The 18,682-nt window shown below is 61.2% G+C and carries 17 protein-coding genes; 6 read left to right on the top strand and 11 right to left on the bottom strand.

All coding sequences use genetic code 11. The features are described from left to right. Positions 1 to 272: 272 nt before the first annotated feature. Positions 273 to 752, top strand: a complete 480-nt coding sequence (locus ACSQ2W_RS09325; protein WP_436086002.1) for a chemotaxis protein CheW — start codon at positions 273 to 275, stop codon at positions 750 to 752. 316 nt (positions 753 to 1,068) lie between these two features. Next, a complete protein-coding gene (locus ACSQ2W_RS09320; RefSeq protein ID WP_436086001.1) occupies positions 1,069 to 1,476 on the top strand; it encodes a hypothetical protein in 408 nt (135 codons plus the stop codon). A gap of 140 nt (positions 1,477 to 1,616) precedes the next feature. On the opposite strand, the gene ACSQ2W_RS09315 is transcribed toward ACSQ2W_RS09320, so the two are convergent. Genes ACSQ2W_RS09315 through ACSQ2W_RS09305 form a run of 3 tightly spaced genes read right to left on the bottom strand, consistent with a single transcriptional unit; the run spans position 1,617 to position 5,442 of the window. Next, entirely contained in the window at positions 1,617 to 2,738 is a 1,122-nt protein-coding gene (locus tag ACSQ2W_RS09315; protein WP_436086000.1) for a mandelate racemase/muconate lactonizing enzyme family protein, read from the bottom strand. 59 nt (positions 2,739 to 2,797) lie between these two features. Beyond that, positions 2,798 to 4,297 (bottom strand): aldehyde dehydrogenase family protein, encoded by a 1,500-nt coding sequence (locus ACSQ2W_RS09310; protein WP_436085999.1) that lies wholly within the window; start codon positions 4,295 to 4,297, stop codon positions 2,798 to 2,800. A 2-nt stretch (positions 4,298 to 4,299) separates the two neighbouring features. Next, the gene (locus ACSQ2W_RS09305; protein WP_436085998.1) at positions 4,300 to 5,442 is read right to left on the bottom strand and encodes an iron-containing alcohol dehydrogenase; all 1,143 of its coding nucleotides are present in this window, start codon (positions 5,440 to 5,442) and stop codon (positions 4,300 to 4,302) included. 113 nt (positions 5,443 to 5,555) lie between these two features. Here ACSQ2W_RS09305 and ACSQ2W_RS09300 point away from each other — a divergent pair, with 113 nt between their 5' ends. From ACSQ2W_RS09300 to ACSQ2W_RS09290, 3 genes are all read left to right on the top strand, one after another. Then, positions 5,556 to 6,458 (top strand): LysR substrate-binding domain-containing protein, encoded by a 903-nt coding sequence (locus ACSQ2W_RS09300; RefSeq protein ID WP_436085997.1) that lies wholly within the window; start codon positions 5,556 to 5,558, stop codon positions 6,456 to 6,458. Between the two features lie 467 nt (positions 6,459 to 6,925). Further along, complete coding sequence (locus ACSQ2W_RS09295) at positions 6,926 to 7,801, top strand: DUF6030 family protein (protein WP_436085996.1); 876 nt, start codon at positions 6,926 to 6,928, stop codon at positions 7,799 to 7,801. 581 nt (positions 7,802 to 8,382) lie between these two features. Next, positions 8,383 to 8,991: a sugar transferase gene (locus ACSQ2W_RS09290; protein ID WP_436085995.1), complete on the top strand. Its 609-nt coding sequence runs from the start codon at positions 8,383 to 8,385 to the stop codon at positions 8,989 to 8,991. A 276-nt stretch (positions 8,992 to 9,267) separates the two neighbouring features. Here the strand turns inward: ACSQ2W_RS09290 and ACSQ2W_RS09285 are convergent, their stop codons facing one another. The 8 genes from ACSQ2W_RS09285 to ACSQ2W_RS09250 form a co-directional block, all read right to left on the bottom strand. Then, positions 9,268 to 10,992: an ABC transporter substrate-binding protein gene (locus tag ACSQ2W_RS09285; RefSeq protein ID WP_436085994.1), complete on the bottom strand. Its 1,725-nt coding sequence runs from the start codon at positions 10,990 to 10,992 to the stop codon at positions 9,268 to 9,270. 74 nt (positions 10,993 to 11,066) lie between these two features. Further along, a complete protein-coding gene (locus ACSQ2W_RS09280) occupies positions 11,067 to 11,348 on the bottom strand; it encodes a DUF2160 domain-containing protein (protein ID WP_436085993.1) in 282 nt (93 codons plus the stop codon). Positions 11,349 to 11,361: 13 nt separating this feature from the next. Continuing rightward, entirely contained in the window at positions 11,362 to 12,186 is an 825-nt protein-coding gene (locus tag ACSQ2W_RS09275) for a carbohydrate ABC transporter permease (protein WP_436085992.1), read from the bottom strand. A gap of 22 nt (positions 12,187 to 12,208) precedes the next feature. Next, positions 12,209 to 13,075, bottom strand: a complete 867-nt coding sequence (locus ACSQ2W_RS09270; protein ID WP_436085991.1) for a carbohydrate ABC transporter permease — start codon at positions 13,073 to 13,075, stop codon at positions 12,209 to 12,211. 2 nt (positions 13,076 to 13,077) lie between these two features. Then, complete coding sequence (locus ACSQ2W_RS09265) at positions 13,078 to 14,166, bottom strand: ABC transporter ATP-binding protein (protein WP_436085990.1); 1,089 nt, start codon at positions 14,164 to 14,166, stop codon at positions 13,078 to 13,080. 10 nt (positions 14,167 to 14,176) lie between these two features. Continuing rightward, positions 14,177 to 15,271, bottom strand: coding sequence for an ABC transporter ATP-binding protein (locus ACSQ2W_RS09260; RefSeq protein WP_436085989.1), 1,095 nt, complete (start codon positions 15,269 to 15,271; stop codon positions 14,177 to 14,179). A 48-nt stretch (positions 15,272 to 15,319) separates the two neighbouring features. Then, the gene (gene glpD, locus ACSQ2W_RS09255) at positions 15,320 to 16,879 is read right to left on the bottom strand and encodes a glycerol-3-phosphate dehydrogenase (protein ID WP_436085988.1); all 1,560 of its coding nucleotides are present in this window, start codon (positions 16,877 to 16,879) and stop codon (positions 15,320 to 15,322) included. An 85-nt stretch (positions 16,880 to 16,964) separates the two neighbouring features. Continuing rightward, on the bottom strand, positions 16,965 to 17,729 hold the full coding sequence (locus ACSQ2W_RS09250; protein ID WP_436085987.1) for a DeoR/GlpR family DNA-binding transcription regulator: 765 nt from the start codon (positions 17,727 to 17,729) through the stop codon (positions 16,965 to 16,967). Between the two features lie 164 nt (positions 17,730 to 17,893). Between ACSQ2W_RS09250 and ACSQ2W_RS09245 the strand changes: the two genes are divergently transcribed. Next, positions 17,894 to 18,664 (top strand): SDR family NAD(P)-dependent oxidoreductase, encoded by a 771-nt coding sequence (locus ACSQ2W_RS09245; RefSeq protein ID WP_436085986.1) that lies wholly within the window; start codon positions 17,894 to 17,896, stop codon positions 18,662 to 18,664. Positions 18,665 to 18,682: the final 18 nt, after the last annotated feature.

Below are 18,682 nucleotides of genomic sequence, written 5' to 3'. Positions count from 1 at the left end.
CCGGCCGCCTGATTGCGTTCAGGCGGCCGGTGCGCTTTCCTCACGCTGCAAAAGCATCTCTTAACGATTTGTGATATAAGGTTCTTCGCAGGGCGCGAACGGCTATCTGCCGTGCATGACGCATCGCCCCTGACCGGATGTAGCCGGCACTCCAGACAATTTATCCGACGCCGCAAGCGCAGGCCGACCATGACGCCAGCAGCATGCGGCCGAGGTCTGTTAAGGCCGGGCGCCCTGGCGCCGGCTGAAGCAGCAACGGGAAGGAATCGCAGATGACGAATGCACTGAAAATGGCAGGTTTCGACGGCGAAACGTTGGAAATCATCGCTTTCCGTCTCCACGATCAGGAATTCTGCGTGAAGACGACGACGATCCGCGAAATCCGCGGCTGGGCGCCCTCGACGCCAATCCCGCATTCGCCGGCCGAAGTGCTCGGCGTCATGAACCTGCGCGGCACGGTCATCCCGATCATCGACCTCGCCCATAAGCTCGGCATGAAGAGCACCGTTGCCAACGAGCGCAGCGCCATCGTCGTTGCTGAAGTGCACAACATGGTGATCGGCCTCGTCGTCGACCGCGTCTCCGACATCCTGACCGTGCAGGGCAACCAGGTGCAGCCGGTTCCCGAAATCACCACCTCCTTCGACAAGAGCTATGCCGAAGGCATCATCGCCAACGAGACTGGCATGATCTGCTTCCTCAATCTCGCCCGCATGTTCAAGGAACGCGAGATGGACGATATGGCCGCCTGACCGGCGATCAAATCGACTTGACGAGAGCGGCCGCCGGCCGCCGGCCGCTCTTTTCGTTTCAGGCGAAAGGCGTCCGCCGAAATCCTCGGTGATGAAGAACCCTCGCCCGCGTTCGGCATGCGGCCGATTGATAACGCCGGTTTCGGCTCCTTTTCCAGGAGAGATGATGGGAAAGATCAGGACGCGGGGGCTTGCCCAAATTTGTGAAGCCAAAGCATTTCACTTTTCCCAAATCGTGCCGGGGTATCTCCCCGCGCGGAACAAAGCCCCAATCAGACGGTTATCATCCAGCAACGCATTGACGGAGGTAATTTCCATGCAAGTGATCGGCACGCAGGTTCACCAGCAGCCGGGGATGGTGACCGTCGAGTTCGTCGGCGAAGGCGGCGATGTCATCTCCGTCCAGATGCGCAGGGGCAAGAATGACGACCTCAACCGGCAGAACGCGATCGAAAAAGCCAAGGCGATGCTGCTGCAGGTGGCGGCGTTCGAGCAGGATGCGGATACCGGCAGCGCGGACAGCACTCAGTCGAGCACGGCGTCCGAGGGAGTATCACCCGCCGTGCTATCCTTGAAAAGCGCGCGCTCAGCGCATGACCGGGCGACCCTCGAGGAAGAACTCGACGAGGGGCTGGAGGACACCTTCCCTGCAAGCGACCCGGTGTCAGCGACCGTCAGCAGCATTCCGAGCGGAAGAACGAGCCAGAAGGGGACCAAAACCTGACGACGTTGTGCGTCTCGCCCCGGCGGTCGCCGTAGGCATGCAACTTCTTCAAATTTTATGCAGGGGCAACTCGACCGCTTTCGGAAGCGCCGGTCTCTCCCGGCCTCCAAAAATATCCGCCCAACACACCCGATGAACTCCTAAGCCCGTGTCGCCCTCAGCCGGTCCTCATCCAGCACCACGCCCAGACCCGGCGCCTCACCGAGTTCGAGCCAGCCATCCCTGTGCTTCAGCGGCGCGATCATCGCGTAGTCGCGGCGCTCCTCGCTCCATTCGGGACTGTCGTAGGGATATTCGAGGAAAGGCGCGTCGCCCGCGCCGGCGGTGAGGTGGGCGTTGGCAAGCACGCCGATGCCGTTGGTCCAGGAGTGCGGCGTGAACATCACGCCGGCCTCGCGGGCCTGGTAGGCGAGACGGCGGCAGCCGGTGATGCCGCCGGTGAGCGCCACATCGGGCTGGATGATGTCGAAGGCGCGCGCCTCGATGATGTCGCGGAATTCATAAATCTCGCGGGTCATCTCGCCGCCGGCGATGCGCACGCTGGTGGCGTCGGAGAGGCGGCGCATGCCTTCGCGGTCGGAGCGGAACAGCGGTTCCTCCATCCAGTAGATATCGAGCTTTTCCAGCTCTTTCGCGACCGCTAACGCATCCTTGAAGGTCCAGGCCAGCGTCGTGTCCCACGGCATGCGCCAGCCCTGGTTACAATCGACCATCAGCTCCAGCCGGTCGCCGACGCGGGCGCGGATGGCTTCGAGCGCCTTCACATCGGCCTTCCAGCTGCCGCGGCCACCGGCCGAGGAGGAGAAACGTACCTTCATCGCCGGGAAACCTTCCCCGATATAGCGCTCGGCCTGATCGGCCATGGCCGACGGCTCGCGCAGGACGCCGGAGGAGGCGTAGAGCCGGACCTTGTCGGCCCGGCCGCCGAGCAAACGCCAGACCGGCTCGCCGGTGATCTTGCCGCAGAGATCCCACAGCGCCAGATCCAGCGGCCAGCAGCGGCCGTAGTGGAAGGAGATGTGCGACAGCACCTCGTAATGCCGCTCCAGATGGCGCGGGTCCTGACCGATGAACAGGTCCTCGTGGCCCTCGAAGCCCTTCATCAGGTCGCCGGAGCCGATCCCCTCGCGGCCCTCGTCGTCGCGGACACGCACGATCGTCACGTCGAAATGTTTTCGCGAACGGCCGTCCCAGCTCGCCTTGAAGGCCGGGTCCAGCGGCAGGCGGTGATGGGTGATCTCAATGGAAACGATCTTGCTCACGGTTTCCCTCCCTATGTCTCGCGGATGCGTTGTCGTCCGGGCTTGTCGCCCGAGCCGCGTCAACCGAAATGCTGCCAGATGGTCTTGTAGTCGCAATATTTGTCGATCGCATGCACCGAGCGGTCACGGCCGAAGCCGGACTGCTTGAAGCCGCCGAAAGGCGTCGCGAAATTCGACATGTCGTAAGTGTTGATCCAGACCGTGCCGGCATGCAGGCTTTCTGAGAAGCGGTGGGCGCGGTCCATGTCCTTGGTGAAGACGGCCCCAGCCAGACCGTAGATCGTGTCGTTGGCGATCCTCAAGGCTTCCTCCTCGGTGTCGAAGGGGATGGCAGCGAGAACGGGTCCGAAAATTTCCTGGCGGGCGAGGCTCATGTCGTTGGTCATGTCGATGAAGACACCGGGGGAGACATAATAGCCGCCGGTCTCCGCAAGCGTCCGCTCGGCGCCGAAGGCACGGCGCGCGCCTTCCTTCTCGCCCGCCGCGATCATGGAGAGCACCTTGTTCATGTGCTCTTCCTCGATCAGCGCGCCGATCTGGGCCGACGGGTCGAAGGGATGGGCAAGGGCGATGTCGCTCCTGGTGACGGCTTCGATCTTGGCGATCAGCGCCTCCTGCGCCGAGCGCTCGACAATCAGCCGTGTCGAGGCGTGACAGGTTTCACCGGAATTGTAGAAACAACCCCAGGCGACGGCAGACGCAGCCGCATCGAGATCGGCATCGGCGAAGACCACGAGCGGCGACTTGCCGCCAAGTTCGAGCGCCACGCGCTTGACGTTGGATTGCGCGGCATAACCCATGATCTGCTTTCCGACCTCGGTCGAGCCGGTAAAGGCGATCATGTCGACATCCATGTGCAGCGCCAGCGGCTTGCCCGTTTCCTCGCCATAACCGGTGACGACGTTGAGGACGCCCGCCGGAAGACCCGCCTCGAAGCCGAGCTGGGCGAGACGGATGGCAGACAACGATGACTGTTCGGCCGGCTTGAGCACGACGGAGTTGCCGGCGGCAATCGCCGGTCCGAGCTTCCACGCATCGATGATCATCGGATAGTTCCACGGCGTGATGGCGCCGATCACGCCAATCGGCACCTTGCGGACGATGGCGCGCTCGCTCGGCGGCGTCGGTGCGACCTCGTCGTAGAGCTTGTCGATCATTTCGCCGTAGAACTGGATGCCATCGGCGCAGAGGCGCACGTCGACATTGAGCGAGGCCATGACCGGCTTGCCGACATCCAGCGTTTCGAGCAGCGCCAGCTCGTCGCCATGGTCGCGGATCGCCTGAGCCCATTTCAGCATGATCTTCTTCTTCTCGAGCGGGTCCTTCTTTCGCCAGACACCGCTATCGAAGGCCGCCCGGGCGGCGGCCACTGCCCGATCGATATCCCCAGCATTGCCGCGGGCGAGCGTGGCGCCAGGCTTGCCGTCCATGGGGCGCGTACGGGTGAAGGTCTCACCGGACGAGGACGGCGACAGTTCGCCGTTGATGAAATGGCGGCCTTCCGGCTTGAGGGCCGAGAGGAAGGCCTCCCAGTAGTCGCGGCTATAGGGCTTGCTCATGATCAGGCGGCCTTCGGCAGGGACATGATGGCAGCGGCGAAACGGGCGATGTCCTGATCGCTGATCTCGCGGATGGTCGAGCGGCGCATCGGCAGGTTTTCCGGCGCCTTCATTTCGGCGGCGAGCGCGCCCGGATCGAGCGCCGCAAATACGTTCGGCAGAGCACGGACAATGCCGCAGCGATCCATCAGGCCGGAGACGAAGGCCGGAAGGTCCGCCGCCTTGGCAAGATCACAGGCTTTCGCGGCCGCATTGAGATCGGCGGTATCGGCCTCGACCAGCCAGGCAAGCGTCGCCTCGAAGCCGAGCGCGGTGGCAAGGCCATGGTGAACGGGGGCAAGGCCCGCCAGCGCATGGCTGATCGTGTGGGCAATAGCCGTGCCGCAATTGTCGATGGCGATGCCGGCATAGCACGAGCCGAGCAACACCTTGCCGCGCGCTTCCATATTGTCGGGTTCCTTGACGGCTGCTTCCAGCGCGCCCGTGATAAGGCGCAGGGCTTCATGGGCGTAGAACTTGCCGCCGGCATGGGCATTGCGGTTGGTGGCGGCTTCAAAGGCGTGGATGAACGCGTCCATGCCGCACCAGGCAGTGAGATCGGCGGGCAGCGTCGCGGTCAGCGCCGGGTCAAGCAGCACGAGATCAGCCTTGGTCTCCCGCCCCCAGACCCAGAGCTTCCTACCCTCTGACCCGGCGAAGATGTTGGTCGCGGACGTTTCCGATCCCGTCCCTGCCGTCGTCGGCACCATGATCTTCTTCAAGGGGTTCTTCGGCAGCGGATTGGCAGCGAGCGCATAATACATTGCATCCTCACCGGAGACCGCGCAGCAGGCGGCGATCTTGGCGATGTCCAGTGCCGAGCCGCCGCCGACGCCGATGACCACGTCCGCGCCTGTGACGGCCTCGGTCGCATGCCGCACATGGGCGATCGTCGGCTCGCCGGCGAAATCGGAAAAGACACGCCCCCGGATGCCTACGGCCTGCAACTGGGCTGCGACGCGATCGGCGAGCCCCGACCGGACCAGGAAGCTGTCGATGACGATGGCGGCGGTTTTCGCGTCGAAGGATGCGGCGGCGGAGCCGATGGTCTCATGGAGATTTTCGCCGAAACGGATTTCGGGAACGAAGGACGTGACGAAGGGCATGGGGTTGATCCTGCGAAGCGGTTTGATGCTGCTTCCAGCCTGCACCACAATCTGATATTTTCAAACATAGGCAGTTTTCAGCCATTTTGATGATTTGAAATCATGGAGAGGGAATGCTGGACCATATTCCGCTGGAAGCGTTCCGGGTGTTCGACGCCGCCTGCCGACAGATGAATTTTTCGAAGGCTGGGCGCGAACTCAACATCACCCAGGCCGCCGTCAGCCGGCGCATCAAGGGGCTGGAGGATCATCTTGGCGCAGCGCTTTTCACACGGCGCGGCAAGAACCTGGAGCTGACACCGCAAGGCGCGCGCCTGTTCCAGCGGGTTCGCGCCGCACTGGATTATCTGGAGGAGAGCCTCGACCCCTTCCGTCCTGTGAAAGGCGGGACGATCGCCATCGCGGCGAGCGGTTCGGTGTCGCATCTCTGGCTCGGCGGCCGCCTGCGCGATTTCGGCAAGGAAAACCCGGCGATCTCGCTCAGGCTGCTGACCTCGGACACGTCGTCCGATCTGGCCGCCGAGACCAATGACCTCGTCATCCTCTATTCGACCGGCGAACACCCGCGCTGGGACCTGACTTTAATGATGCCTGAGCGGCTGATGCCTGTCGCTTCGTCGGATTATCTCGACAGCCGCGGCCTCGATGCCGCAACCCTCACCGTCGAGCAGATCGCGTCGCTGGACCTCATCGACTACGAACGCTTCAACGCGCACTGGATTTCCTTCCGGCAGTGGTTCAGCCGCGTCTCTCCGGCGCTCCGGCTGAAGCTGCAGAACCCGCGCTTTTCCTTCTCCACCTACATCATGGCGATCGATGCGGCCCTGCGCGGAGACGGCATTGCGCTTGGCAGCCTCGGCCTGATCGAAGAGCAACTCGCCGATGGGAGGCTCGTGACGGTCGGCTCGGAATGTCTTTCCACCGGCTACGGCTATTATCTCGGCCTTCCGAAAGACAAGACAGTCACCCCCGAGGCACGGCAGTTGCATGCATTCCTGACGGGCTCGGAAAACTGACCGCCGCCGCGCGCTGAGAGGCACGCCGAGGCGCAATTGTGCCATGCAAACGAATCATGCAATGGTCTCGCCTCTGCAGCCAGCAACCACGTTGAACGTTGCCTGACATCAGCCTCTCGTCTCCCCCCTTAAATCTCCGGCCCCGCCAATGCCATGGTCAAATCTGCTGCTTTCATTTTACATCTTGATATCTCTGTTTTTTCTCGACAATACCTATCGCGAGGGTGAGGCCGCCGGCGGCGCCTGGGATGCAATGCGTGTTCTCGGATTGTCTTTGTGCCTGCTTTGGCCGCTGCTCCTCGTTCACGTGATCATCTCGGCCTGCAGAAACCGGCAGACGGGCTGACAGACGTCCACAATCTTGCCCGCCACGCACGCCAGAATGGGGCCTGGCACGGATCAGAGGCACCGGAGGCCGGGCTGCGTGACGCCCAAGGCCGGTGGAACCGCGGAGCTCGGGTTTCGGCATGAAGGAGGAGCAGAAAAGCCGGTCTGGAAAGATGTTCTTTCTCGTCGCTGTCGGCCTGATCTTCGCTGGCATCCTGGCGACCGTGCTGCTCGCCAACGGGCAGCGCAATCTCCATCATCTGCTCGCCTATCTCGGCCATCCCGATCTTCTGGCGACGGTCGAGCCGGCACCGAAACAGATAAAGATCATCCGCAGTAGGAGCGTGCGCCTGCCGCCGGCGCGCATGGTCCTGCCGGTCTACGCCTTCAGCGACTTCAAGGCGCCGCAGCAGCAGTTCATCCGCCTCATTCAGAGCGACCCGCGCAGCCTGTGCGAACGGCTGAAGGCCGGCGGCTTCGGCGATCTCGACTGGACGGTCAGCAGCGGCAACAAGAACAATTGGGAATGCTCCTCCTCCGTCGATCTTCCGGTGAAAGGCGACGGTACGATACAATCCTCGATCTTCATCTTCATCACGGGCGACGGCGAAAACCGCGTCACATCCTTCCGCGTCAAGCTCAACATCGAAGACGCCGCCGATACCGTTATGGTTGCCGACCTCGCCGGCAAGGCGGCAAACATCTTTCTGAGCCAGGTGCGCTGGGAGAACCCCGGCGAGATCATCGGCAAGATCCATGCGCTCGAAGCCTTCGACATCCGCAACTTCGGCAGCCGGATCCAGTTCAAGCGCGAGTTCGGAGAAACGCCGCGCTACAATTTCCTTGCCAGCCAGATCAGAAAGCGCGGCAAGAATACGCCGGGAGATATTTTCTTCGATCGGAGCAAATGGTTCCCGCTGACCGGCAGCGACGGCCTGCCGATGATCGACGGCATGATGGCGGGCGAAAGTTCAGACGGGCTGACGCTGAATACCCCGAAAAATTCGGCGCAGTGACCGGATATTTTCAGTTATGAAAATTTCAAATTGGCACAACGTGCGCGGTGGCTGGCAACGGCAATGCAGCAAACCAGGTTGCTTTGCAGCAAGACTTTGAATGGAAACCGCGATCACCCCAAAAATGATCCATTTTGGCGCGCCGCAAGTTAACCACAACCAACAACATCGACATTCGGAGACTTGTCAAAGACGATCATATTTAATAAGTGATTAAAAACACAAAATGCTTTTTGCAGACAAATAATTTTCAGGGACGGCAGCACTCCACGGCAACCCAGACGCAACAACCTTGCCGAGAAGGCGGGGAATATGTATCTATTGATAATAGAAATAATTGCCCGGCTTCTTCAGACAAACACCATCTTCGGCAACGACCGACCAGAAGCCTACCCTGCCTGCTAAAAGTGCCAGGAGTATTTAAAGCCATGACGGAAAAAATGATGTTGCAACAATCAGCTGCTATCGGATTGGAGGATAGCATGTTGAATGGGAATACCTCTGGGAGGTTTGCCGTTCAGAACAAAGAACGGCGCGCAGACGAAAGCAATTTTTACATTAACCCGGCCAGTGCGCCGAGCATGCCTGTTCAGCTTGCGATCAAGCGAATGATCGATGTTGGCGGCGCATTCTTCGGTCTTCTTGTTCTTTCTCCGGTTATTCTCCTGATTGCCGTGCTCATCAAGCTGGAAAGCAAGGGCCCGGTTTTCTTCAAGCAGTTACGAACAGGCCTCAACGAGGTGCCGTTCGAGATCCTGAAGTTCCGTTCCATGTACACCGATCTCTGCGACAAAAGCGGTGTGCGTCAGACGATCGATAACGATCCGCGCATCACCCCGCTCGGGCGTGTTCTGCGGAAGACTAATCTTGATGAAATGCCGCAACTGTGGAACGTCCTGATCGGCGACATGTCGCTGGTTGGGCCGCGTCCGCACGTTCCGGACATGCTGGCTGCCGGCCGTAACTATGCGGAACTGGTGCAGGGTTACGAGTACCGGCACCTGATGCGGCCGGGCCTCACGGGCCTTGCACAGGCCCGTGGCCTGCGCGGCCCAACCCGACATCGCTGGCTGGCGATCCGCCGGATCGTCTGCGACGTCGAGTATGTCCGGCAGTTCTCGCTGCTTCTGGACATCAAGATCATCATTCGCACGGTGATCAACGAGCTGAAGGGCGGCACCGGCCTCTAAAGGCTGGCAAAGTCTTGGCGTCTTCATCGTCTTGGCGTTTCAAATGCAAAGCCATCGGCGTCAGCCGGTGGCTTTTTTCGTTGGCCTGGACAACCCCGCGTATCCTCAACACCAAGCCGCCATGTTTGGGGCCAGGCAGGGTACTGCGCTATCTGTTGGCCACCATGGAAACTGGAAGGCGCCTGGGCGGTGACGTCTCCCGAAATTGCCTGACCTTGAACGCAAACCGCCCGGACAGGGTCCGGGCGGCGATGGTTCAGAGAAAAGCGAGAGCGCTTAGTTCGACTGCCAGCTCTTGACCAGTTCGTCGTAGTTGATGGTCTGCGGCTTTTCCTTTTCGTTCTCGACCTTCAGCTGCGGTGCGAGGTTGCCGGCCTTGACGGCTTCCGCGTTCCAGTATTCGAGATCGTGCTCTTCAGCGAGCTTCGGACCGATATCGCCCTGGATGCCGGCACGTTCGAGGCGCTGCAGCACCTTTTCCTGTTCGGCGCATAGGCTATCCATGGCTTCCTGAGCCGACTTCGCACCCGAGGATGCGTCGCCGATCGCCTGCCACCACAGCTGTGCCAGCTTCGGATAGTCCGGAACGTTGGTGCCGGTCGGAGACCACTGGACACGGGCCGGCGAACGGTAGAACTCGATCAGACCGCCGAGTTCCGGCGCACGCTTGGTGAAGCTGTCATGCCGGATCGAGGATTCGCGGATGAGGGTGAGGCCAACATGGCTCTTCTTCACGTCCACGGTCTTCGAGGTGACGAACTGCGCGTAGAGCCAGGCGGCCTTGGCGCGGTCTTCCGGGGTCGACTTCATCAGCGTCCAGGAGCCGACGTCCTGATAGCCGAGCTTCATGCCGTCCTTCCAGTAGACGCCATGCGGAGACGGCGCCATGCGCCATTTCGGCGTGCCATCCTCGTTGACGACGGGCAGGTCCTTCTTGACCGCATCGGCGGTAAAGGCAGTGTACCAGAACATCTGCTGGGCGATCGTGCCCTGCGCCGGAACCGGACCGGATTCCGAGAAGGTCATGCCCTGCGCTTCCGGCGGCGCATAGGCCTTCAGCCAATCCAGGTACTTGCTGATCGAATAGACCGCTGCCGGGCCGTTGGTGTCGCCGCCGCGCGCAACGCAGGAGCCGACCGGACGCGAATTCTCGTCGACCTTGATGCCCCACTCGTCGACCGGACGGCCGTTCGGGATGCCCTTGTCGCCGTTGCCGGCCATCGAGAGCCAGGCATCGGTGAAGCGCCAGCCGAGCGACGGATCCTTCTTGCCGTAGTCCATGTGACCATAGACCTTCTTGCCGTCGATCTCGCGGCCGGTGAAGAACTCGGCGATGTCTTCGTAAGCCGACCAGTTGACCGGAACGCCGAGGTCGTAGCCGTACTTCGCCTTGAAGTCCGCCTTGTTCTTCTCGTCGTTGAACCAGTCATAGCGGAACCAATAGAGGTTCGCGAACTGCTGGTCGGGAAGCTGGTAGAGCTTCTTGTCCGGCGCCGTGGTGAAGGACGTGCCGATGAAGTCGGCGAGGTCGAGACCGGGGTTGGTCACGTCCTTGCCTTCATTGGCCATCCAGTCGGTCAGGTTGCGGACCTGCTGGTAGCGCCAATGGGTACCGATCAGGTCGGAGTCGTTGACGAAGGCATCATAGATGTTTTCGCCCGACTGCATCTGCGTCTGCAGCTTTTCGACGACGTCGCCTTCGCCGATCAGGTCGTGGGTGATCTTGATGCCGGTGATCGCGGTGAACGCCGGGGCGAGAACCTTGGACTCGTATTCATGCGTGGTGATGGTTTCTGAGACCACCTTGATGTCCATGCCGGCAAAGGGCTTTGCCGCATCGACGAACCATTGCATTTCCGCTTCCTGGGCCGTGCGATCGAGCGACGAGAGGTCGCCGACTTCCGCATCCAGGAACGTCTTTGCCTCGTCCATGCCCGCGAATGCGGTTCCGGTAAAGGCCAGCAGCATTGCCGCTGTCGATGTTAGTAGGTGCCGTCGCATTATAGTCCTCCCTTAAAGGTTTGCGATTGCAGTGTCGGACTGCCTCCCCGGCAGCCCGTTTCAGTAATCTTGCCTCAGACCAGCTTGAAGACGCCGACGGCGTACACGATGGAAAGCGCAAGAGCCCACCACACGTTGGGGCCGACGAGCCCCAGCCATGCGAGATGAATGAAGGCGGCGCCGAGCAGCGAGACGAACAGCCGGTCGCCGCGCGTCGTCTCAAACCGCAGAATGCCGACGCGCGGATTGCCGCCCGGCGAGATGTATTCCCAGATCGCCATGCCGACGAGCAAAGCGAGGATCGTCAAGAAGAAGAGCGCCGTCGGCAGCGTCCATGCCATCCATGAAAAGTCCATGGGTTTCTCCTCCTTAAACGCGGCCGAGGGCAAAGCCCTTGGCGATATAGTTTCTGACGAAATAGATGACGATCGCGCCCGGGATGATGGTGAGCACGCCGGCGGCGGCAAGCACGCCCCAGTCCATGCCGGATGCCGAGACCGTGCGCGTCATGATGGCGGCGATCGGCTTGGCGGCGGTCGTCGTCAGCGTCCGGGCGATCAGCAGTTCGACCCAGGAGAACATGAAGCAGAAGAAGGCGGCGACACCGATGCCGCTGGCAATCAGCGGGATATAGATCCGCAGGAAGAAGCGCGGGAAGGAGTAGCCATCGATATAGGCGGTCTCGTCGATCTCCTTCGGCACGCCGGACATGAAACCTTCGAGGATCCAGACCGCCAGCGGCACGTTGAACAGGCAGTGCGCGAGCGCCACGGCGATATGCGTATCGATCAGGCCGAAGGCGGAATAGAGCTGGAAGAACGGCAGCGCAAAAACGGCCGGGGGTGCCATGCGGTTGGTGAGCAGCCAGAAGAACAGATGTTTGTCGCCGAGAAAGCGGTAGCGCGAGAAGGCATAGGCCGCCGGCAGCGCCACCGAAACCGAGATGATCGTATTCAAGACCACGTAGATGATCGAGTTGATATAGCCGTTGTACCAGGACGGATCGCTGAAGATCACTGCATAGTTCCGCAGTGTCGGCGCATGCGGATAGAGCGAGAAGGCGCCGGTGATCTCCGTATTCGTCTTGAAGCTCATGTTGACGAGCCAGTAGATCGGCAGGAGCAGGAACAGGATGTAAAGGGTCGGCACGATCCAGGAGAGGTTGCGGCCGGAGACTTGAGTAGCTGTGTTCATTTGTTTTTCCTCCCTCCGGCCATCACTTCTGGGCATCGCTGGTGGTCATCACGGTGTAGAAGATCCATGAGAGCAACAGGATGATCAGGAAGTAGATGAGCGAGAGTGCGGCTGCCGGACCGAGGTCGAACTGGCCGACGGCCATCTTGACGAGGTCGATCGACAGGAAGGTCGTCGAGTTGCCCGGGCCGCCGCCGGTGACGACGAAGGGCTCGGTATAGATCATGAAGCTGTCCATGAAGCGAAGCAGGAAGGCGATCAGAAGCACGCGCTTCATCTTCGGCAGCTGGATATAGCGGAACACCGACCAGCGCGACGCGCCATCGATCTTGGCCGCCTGGTAGTAGGCGTCCGGGATCGAGACGAGGCCGGCATAGCACAAGAGCACGACGAGGCTCGTCCAGTGCCAGATGTCCATGACGATCAGCGTCACCCAGGCGTCGAAGACGTTGTTGACGTAGTTGTAGTTGATGCCGAGTGCTGCCAGCGTATAGCCGAGTAGGCCGATATCGACGCGCCCGAACACCTGCCAGATGGTGCCGACGACGTTCCACGGAATGAGCAGCGGCAGCGCCATCAAGACGAGGCAGACGGGGACGCCCAGCCCTTTCTTCGGCATGTTGAGCGCGATCAGGATGCCGAGCGGGATCTCGATGGCAAGGATGATGCCCGAGAAGGCGAGGTTGCGGATGAGCGCATCCCAGAAGCGGTCGGATTCGAGCACGTCCGTGAACCAGTCGGTTCCCGCCCAGAAGAACTCGTTGTTGCCGAACGTATCCTGAACCGAATAGTTGACCACCGTCATCAGCGGGATGACCGCCGAGAAGGCGACCAGCACCAGCACCGGCAGGACCATGAACCAGGCCTTGTTGTTCCAGGTCTTTTCCATGATCAGGCCTCCCCCCCTACCATTAAGGAATCTGCGACCCGCCATGAATCGGCGTAGATATTGATCGCATTGGGATCGAAGGTGATGCGCGGCTCCGCCGGGATCTCGCCGTCCTCGTGCATGACGATGGCGATCGGCTGGTTGGCGAAGGAGGCACGGACGATCTTCTGGCGGCCGATGTCCTCGACCTTGGAAATCGTCACCGGCATGCCCTCGCGGCCGAGCCGGACGAATTCCGGCCGGATGCCGAGTTCGGTCCTGGCACCGGCGGCGATCTTCGGTGCGAACGACAGGGCGACCTTCTGACCATTAAGATCGACGGACGACCCATCGATTTTCGCCGGCAGCACGTTCATGCCCGGGGAGCCGATGAAATAACCGACGAACGTGTGCTTCGGCTTCTCGAAGAGTTCGGCCGGTGTGCCGATCTGGACGATCTCGCCGTCATACATGACGACGACCTTGTCGGCGAAGGTCAGCGCCTCGGTCTGGTCGTGGGTCACATAGACCATGGTGAAGCCGAATTGCTTGTGCAGCCGCTTCAGCTGCGAGCGCAGCACCCATTTCATATGCGGATCGATGACCGTTAGCGGCTCGTCAAACAGGATGGCGCTGACGTCAGAGCGGACGAGACCGCGGCCGAGCGAGATCTTCTGCTTCTGGTCGGCGGTCAGCCCCTGCGCCTTCTTGCGTGCGCGATCGGACAGCCCGATCATTTCGATGATTTCCTTGACGCGGCGATCGACCTCGGCTTCCGGCACGTGGCGGTTGCGCAGCGGAAACGCCAGATTGTCATAGACGGTCATCGTGTCGTAGATGACCGGAAACTGGAACACCTGCGCGATGTTGCGGTCCTGCGTCGACAGGTTGGTGACGTCCCGGCCGTCGAACAGGATCTTACCTTCCGACGGCTGCAGCAGCCCGGAAATGATGTTGAGCAGCGTGGTCTTGCCGCAACCGGAGGGCCCAAGCAGCGCATAGGCGCCGCCGTCGTTCCATTCGTGATGGACTTCCTTGAGCGAATAGTCCGAAGGCGATTTCGGGTTCGGGCCGTAGGCGTGGCGGATATGATCGAGATTGATACGTGCCATGGTTTCCTCCTCACGCCGCCCGAAAGGCAGAATTACCGGCATGACCGCCGATCGCTCGCCCGTCCGTCCCGAAGGCCATCAGGTGGCGGGTATCGACGAAAAGCTCGATCGCCGTGTCCGGCTCGATGTCGTGAATGCCGTGCTCCAGCATGACCCAGCGCGAACCGGCGCAGTCGACATGGATGAAACTCTCAGAGCCTGCGATTTCCGAAATGATGATCCGCGCCTTCAGCGCTGCGGCCGTTTCATGTGGACGGGCGAGCGACAGGTGGTGCGGATGGAAGGCAACCGTGTAGGGGCCGTTGGTAATCGCCGACAGGTGCACGGACACCGGCAGCACGGGGATGCCGTCCCTGTCGAAGGTATTGCCGGACTTCACCAGGTCGATGGTGTTGAGCGGCGGGTCGGCAAAGGTCTTTGCGGTGACGATATCGGTCGGCCTGCGATAGACCGAAATGGTCGGTCCGAACTGGCTGATGCGGCCCTGACTGAGCGTCGCCGTATTGCCGCCGAGAAGCAGCGCTTCCTGTGGCTCGGTCGTTGCATAGACGAAGATCGAGCCGGAGGCGGCAAACAGCTTCGGCAGTTCTTCGCGCAGTTCCTCGCGCAGCTTGTAATCGAGGTTGGCGAGCGGCTCGTCGAGCAGCACGAGGCTCGCATTCTTGACAATGGCGCGGGCAAGCGCGGTGCGCTGCTGCTGGCCGCCCGACAGATTGAGCGGCGTGCGCTCCAGATAGGGCGTCAGCTTCATCAGCTCGGCCGCCTTGCGGACCTCGCGATCGATCGTGGCGGAATCCTTGCCGGAAATGCGCATCGGCGAGGCGATGTTCTCATAGACCGTCATCGCCGGATAGTTGATGAACTGCTGGTAGACCATGGCGACGCTGCGATCCTGCACGCGCACGCCTGTTACGTCTTGTCCGTCAAAGGTGATGGTGCCGGTGGTCGGCTTGTCGAGGCCGGCCATCAGCCGCATCAGCGACGTCTTGCCGGACAGCGTCGGGCCGAGCAACACATTGAGCGAGCCCCGCTCCAGGACAAGATCGGTCGGGTGGATATGCGTATCCGCTCCCACGACCTTGGTTATGTTTTTCAGTTCAAGCATACTTAAGGCTTCCTCCCAGCCATCGGCAGCGCCATCCCGGCACCGCCCTCAGGCAACCCTGCGGACGGTCTCCCGCATGTATTCCTCCAACCCGGCGGCTTCCGCCTGGGTCAATTTCAGTCCAAGCTTGGTGCGACGCCACAGCACGTCCTCCGCGCGCCGCGCCCATTCCTCGCTAATTAGCCACTGCACCTCGACCTCATAGAGATCGGCGCCGAAATGCCGCCCAAGCCCCTCGGCCTTATCGATCTTGCCGAGCAGGCTTGCTGCCAGCGTGCCATAGAGCCGAACCAGCCGGCGCGCATGGCGCTCGACCAGAAAGGGATAGCGGCTCCTCAGTTTCGAGACTTCGGCGTCGTAACCGGTCGCCGGGAAATCGCCGCCCGGCAGCACGCTTTTCGCCGTCCACGGCGCGCCCTTGGCGCCGATCGCGCCGCCGATCTTTTCCAACGCATGTTCGCTGAGCCGGCGATAGGTCGTCAGCTTGCCGCCGAAAACGTTGAGCAGCGGCGCGTCGCCATTGTTGGCATCGATCTTCAGGACGTAGTCGCGCGTGGCTTCCTGCGCCTTCGAGGCACCGTCATCATAAAGCGGGCGGACGCCGGAATAGGTCCAGACGACATCGGCAGGCTTTACCGGTTCAGAGAAATACTCGCTTGCCGCATTACAGAGATAGCTGATTTCACCCTCGGTGATCTTGATGTTCTTCGGATCGCCGGTGAAATCGCTGTCGGTCGTGCCGATCAAGGTGAAATCGGTCTCATAGGGGATTGCGAAGATGATGCGGTTGTCCGGATTCTGGAAGAAATAGGCGCGCGGATCGTCGAACTTCTTCTTCACGACGATATGGCTGCCCTGAACCAGGCGGACATTGTGGACTTTGTTCTTGCGAACGGCATTCGACAGAACGACATCGACCCAGGGGCCGGCGGCGTTGATCAGCATGCGCGCCCGGAAGGTATTGACGGCCCCGGTCGTGCCATCCTCGACATCGATCGACCAGAGGCCGTCCTCGCGCCGGGCCGAGGCCACGCGGCTGCGGGTCATGATGCGAGCACCCTTCTGCGCCGCGTCGCGGGCGTTCAGGACCACGAGGCGGGCATCATCGACCCAGCCGTCGGAATATTCGAACGCCTTGGCGAACAGCGCCTTCAGCGGCTTGGCGGCCGGATCGCGGCGCATGTCGAGCGTGCGGGTGGCGGGAAGCAGCTTGCGGCCGCCGATGTGATCATACAGGAAGAGGCCGAGGCGGATTAGCCAGGCCGGCCGAACGCCGCCCTTGTGAAAGGGCAGGACGAAACGCATCGGCCAGATGATGTGCGGCGCCATGGCCCAGAGCACCTCGCGCTCCATCAGCGATTCACGCACCAGCCTGAACTCGTAATGTTCAAGATAGCGCAGTCCGCCGTGAATGAGCTTGGTGGCGCGCGAGGATGTGCCGGAAGCAAAATCGTCCATTTCAGCCAGCGCAACTGAATAACCGCGGCCGACAGCATCCCTTGCGATGCCGCACCCATTGATGCCGCCACCGATGACGAAGATGTCGAATACATTCTGCGCAGGCACTGCTTCCCTCCCACATTTCGCATTGCACAATATTGAGCACATGCGAAAGTGAAAGCAATTAAAACGAAATTCTAACGAATGTCAAACGAATGTTTATGGAAAGCTCGACCCGCAGAAGTGAGGAATTCTACCGTGAGGTCTCGATCAGCCGGACGTCCTGCTCCTGGCAGATCGTCCGCACGTTTTCGACCGGACAGGTATCGGTGATGAAGGTGTGAACCTGGGTGATATGGCCGATCCGCACCGGGGCGGTGCGTTCGAATTTGGTCGAATCGGAAACGAGAATTACATGGCGGGCATTGGCGATGATCGCCTGCGCCACTTTCACTTCGCGATAATCGAAATCGAGAAGTGCGCCGTCATGATCGATGGCGGACGCACCGATGACGGCGTAGTCAACCTTGAACTGGCGGATGAAATCGACCGCCGCCTCCCCGACGATACCGCCATCGGCGCCGCGCACCACGCCGCCGGCAATCACCACCTCAATCGAGGGGAAAACCCGCAAGCGATTGGCGACATTGATATTATTGGTAATGACCATCAGCTCGGTGTGATCGAGCAACGCCTCGCCGACGGCCTCTGTCGTCGTGCCGATATTGATGAACAGCGAGGAATTGTTGGGGATCATCGCCGCGGCGGCCTGGCCGATCGCCTGCTTTTCGAGCGCCGCAATCGACCGGCGCGCCTCGTATTTCACATTCTCGTTGCCGCGCGGGAAAATCGCGCCACCATGGATGCGGGTCAACACCCGGCCATCGCAAAGGTCGTTCAGGTCCTTGCGAATGGTCTGCGGGGTCACCGAAAAACGCGCGGCGAGTTCATCGACGAGAACGCGGCCCTCCGTTTTGGCAAGATCGAGGATTTCCGACTGCCGGCCCGTCAGATACATGAATACTCTCCCCGCTGTTTTCGTTTTCTTTCATAATATGCAAAAACGAAAGCGACGCAATTTCATAAACGCGGCGAGCGCTTGGAAATGCCCAGGCATGCGCTTGCGCGTTGCAATTCAGGCCGGGATGCGACAGCCTGTAGTCGCTGAGGAGGGAGTCCGGAATGTTTCACCCATCGCTGTTCAAGGGCATGAACGTCGTCGTCACCGGCGCCGGGCGCGGTATTGGTCTTGAAGTGGCGCGGCAGTTTCTCGACTGCGGCGCAACCGTCTATCTGCACGGCGGACGCACGGCGCGCCAACCGTTGCCCGACTTTCTCGATGCAGCCGCGACGGAAGGCCGGGCGTTTTTGTCCTATGCCGATTTCTCGACCATCGGCGGCGTCGAGATGCTCGCGGCCAGCATTGCAACCCGGTTCCAGGCGATCGACGTTCTGGTCAACAATGCCGGCACCATGGTCGGCCGGTTTTCGGCCGACGACCTGACGGATGAACAATATGAGACGGTGGTGCAACTGAACCAGACATCCGTGGTCCAGACCACGCGCGCCCTGCTGCCGCTTCTCCGGCGCGGCACGCATCCGGCCATCGTCAACACTGTTTCGATCTCGGCGGTGACCGGCGGCAGCGCCGGCTCATCGATCTACTCGGCGACCAAGGCCTTCGTCTCGACCTATTCCAAGGCGCTGGCCCGCGAGCTGGCGCCGGCCGGCATTCGGGTCAATTGCGTTTCGCCGGGCACGATCACCACCGAATTCCACGAACGCTATTCCTCGGCCGAGAAACTGGAAGCAACGCGTAAGACCATCCCCCTGCAGCGGCTCGGCACGGCGGAAGACTGCGCGCCCGCCTATCTCTTCCTCGCGTCGAACGCGCTCTCGGGCTATATCACAGGGCAGGTTCTCGAAGTGAACGGCGGCCAGTTGATCTGCTGAGAGGCAGGGAGACGGCAG

Source organism: Pararhizobium sp. LjRoot255, assembly GCF_964252905.1.
Taxonomy (GTDB): Bacteria; Pseudomonadota; Alphaproteobacteria; order Rhizobiales; family Rhizobiaceae; genus Pararhizobium.
The sequence above is the reverse complement of the archived record's forward strand: the minus strand, read 5'-3'. Positions and strand labels throughout refer to the sequence as shown.

Excerpts from the sequence above, each read along its gene's own strand:
- ACSQ2W_RS09305 (WP_436085998.1), bottom strand. The coding sequence starts at position 5,442 with ATGCCCTTCGTCACGTCCTTCGTTCCCGAAATCCGTTTCGGCGAAAAT.
- ACSQ2W_RS09300 (WP_436085997.1), top strand. The coding sequence starts at position 5,556 with ATGCTGGACCATATTCCGCTGGAAGCGTTCCGGGTGTTCGACGCCGCC.
- glpD (WP_436085988.1), bottom strand. The coding sequence starts at position 16,879 with ATGTGCTCAATATTGTGCAATGCGAAATGTGGGAGGGAAGCAGTGCCT.
- ACSQ2W_RS09260 (WP_436085989.1), bottom strand. The coding sequence starts at position 15,271 with ATGCTTGAACTGAAAAACATAACCAAGGTCGTGGGAGCGGATACGCAT.
- ACSQ2W_RS09295 (WP_436085996.1), top strand. The coding sequence starts at position 6,926 with ATGAAGGAGGAGCAGAAAAGCCGGTCTGGAAAGATGTTCTTTCTCGTC.
- ACSQ2W_RS09275 (WP_436085992.1), bottom strand. The coding sequence starts at position 12,186 with ATGAACACAGCTACTCAAGTCTCCGGCCGCAACCTCTCCTGGATCGTG.
- ACSQ2W_RS09265 (WP_436085990.1), bottom strand. The coding sequence starts at position 14,166 with ATGGCACGTATCAATCTCGATCATATCCGCCACGCCTACGGCCCGAAC.
- ACSQ2W_RS09310 (WP_436085999.1), bottom strand. The coding sequence starts at position 4,297 with ATGAGCAAGCCCTATAGCCGCGACTACTGGGAGGCCTTCCTCTCGGCC.
- ACSQ2W_RS09290 (WP_436085995.1), top strand. The coding sequence starts at position 8,383 with ATGCCTGTTCAGCTTGCGATCAAGCGAATGATCGATGTTGGCGGCGCA.
- ACSQ2W_RS09320 (WP_436086001.1), top strand. The coding sequence starts at position 1,069 with ATGCAAGTGATCGGCACGCAGGTTCACCAGCAGCCGGGGATGGTGACC.
- ACSQ2W_RS09325 (WP_436086002.1), top strand. The coding sequence starts at position 273 with ATGACGAATGCACTGAAAATGGCAGGTTTCGACGGCGAAACGTTGGAA.
- ACSQ2W_RS09250 (WP_436085987.1), bottom strand. The coding sequence starts at position 17,729 with ATGTATCTGACGGGCCGGCAGTCGGAAATCCTCGATCTTGCCAAAACG.
- ACSQ2W_RS09245 (WP_436085986.1), top strand. The coding sequence starts at position 17,894 with ATGTTTCACCCATCGCTGTTCAAGGGCATGAACGTCGTCGTCACCGGC.
- ACSQ2W_RS09270 (WP_436085991.1), bottom strand. The coding sequence starts at position 13,075 with ATGGAAAAGACCTGGAACAACAAGGCCTGGTTCATGGTCCTGCCGGTG.
- ACSQ2W_RS09285 (WP_436085994.1), bottom strand. The coding sequence starts at position 10,992 with ATGCGACGGCACCTACTAACATCGACAGCGGCAATGCTGCTGGCCTTT.
- ACSQ2W_RS09280 (WP_436085993.1), bottom strand. The coding sequence starts at position 11,348 with ATGGACTTTTCATGGATGGCATGGACGCTGCCGACGGCGCTCTTCTTC.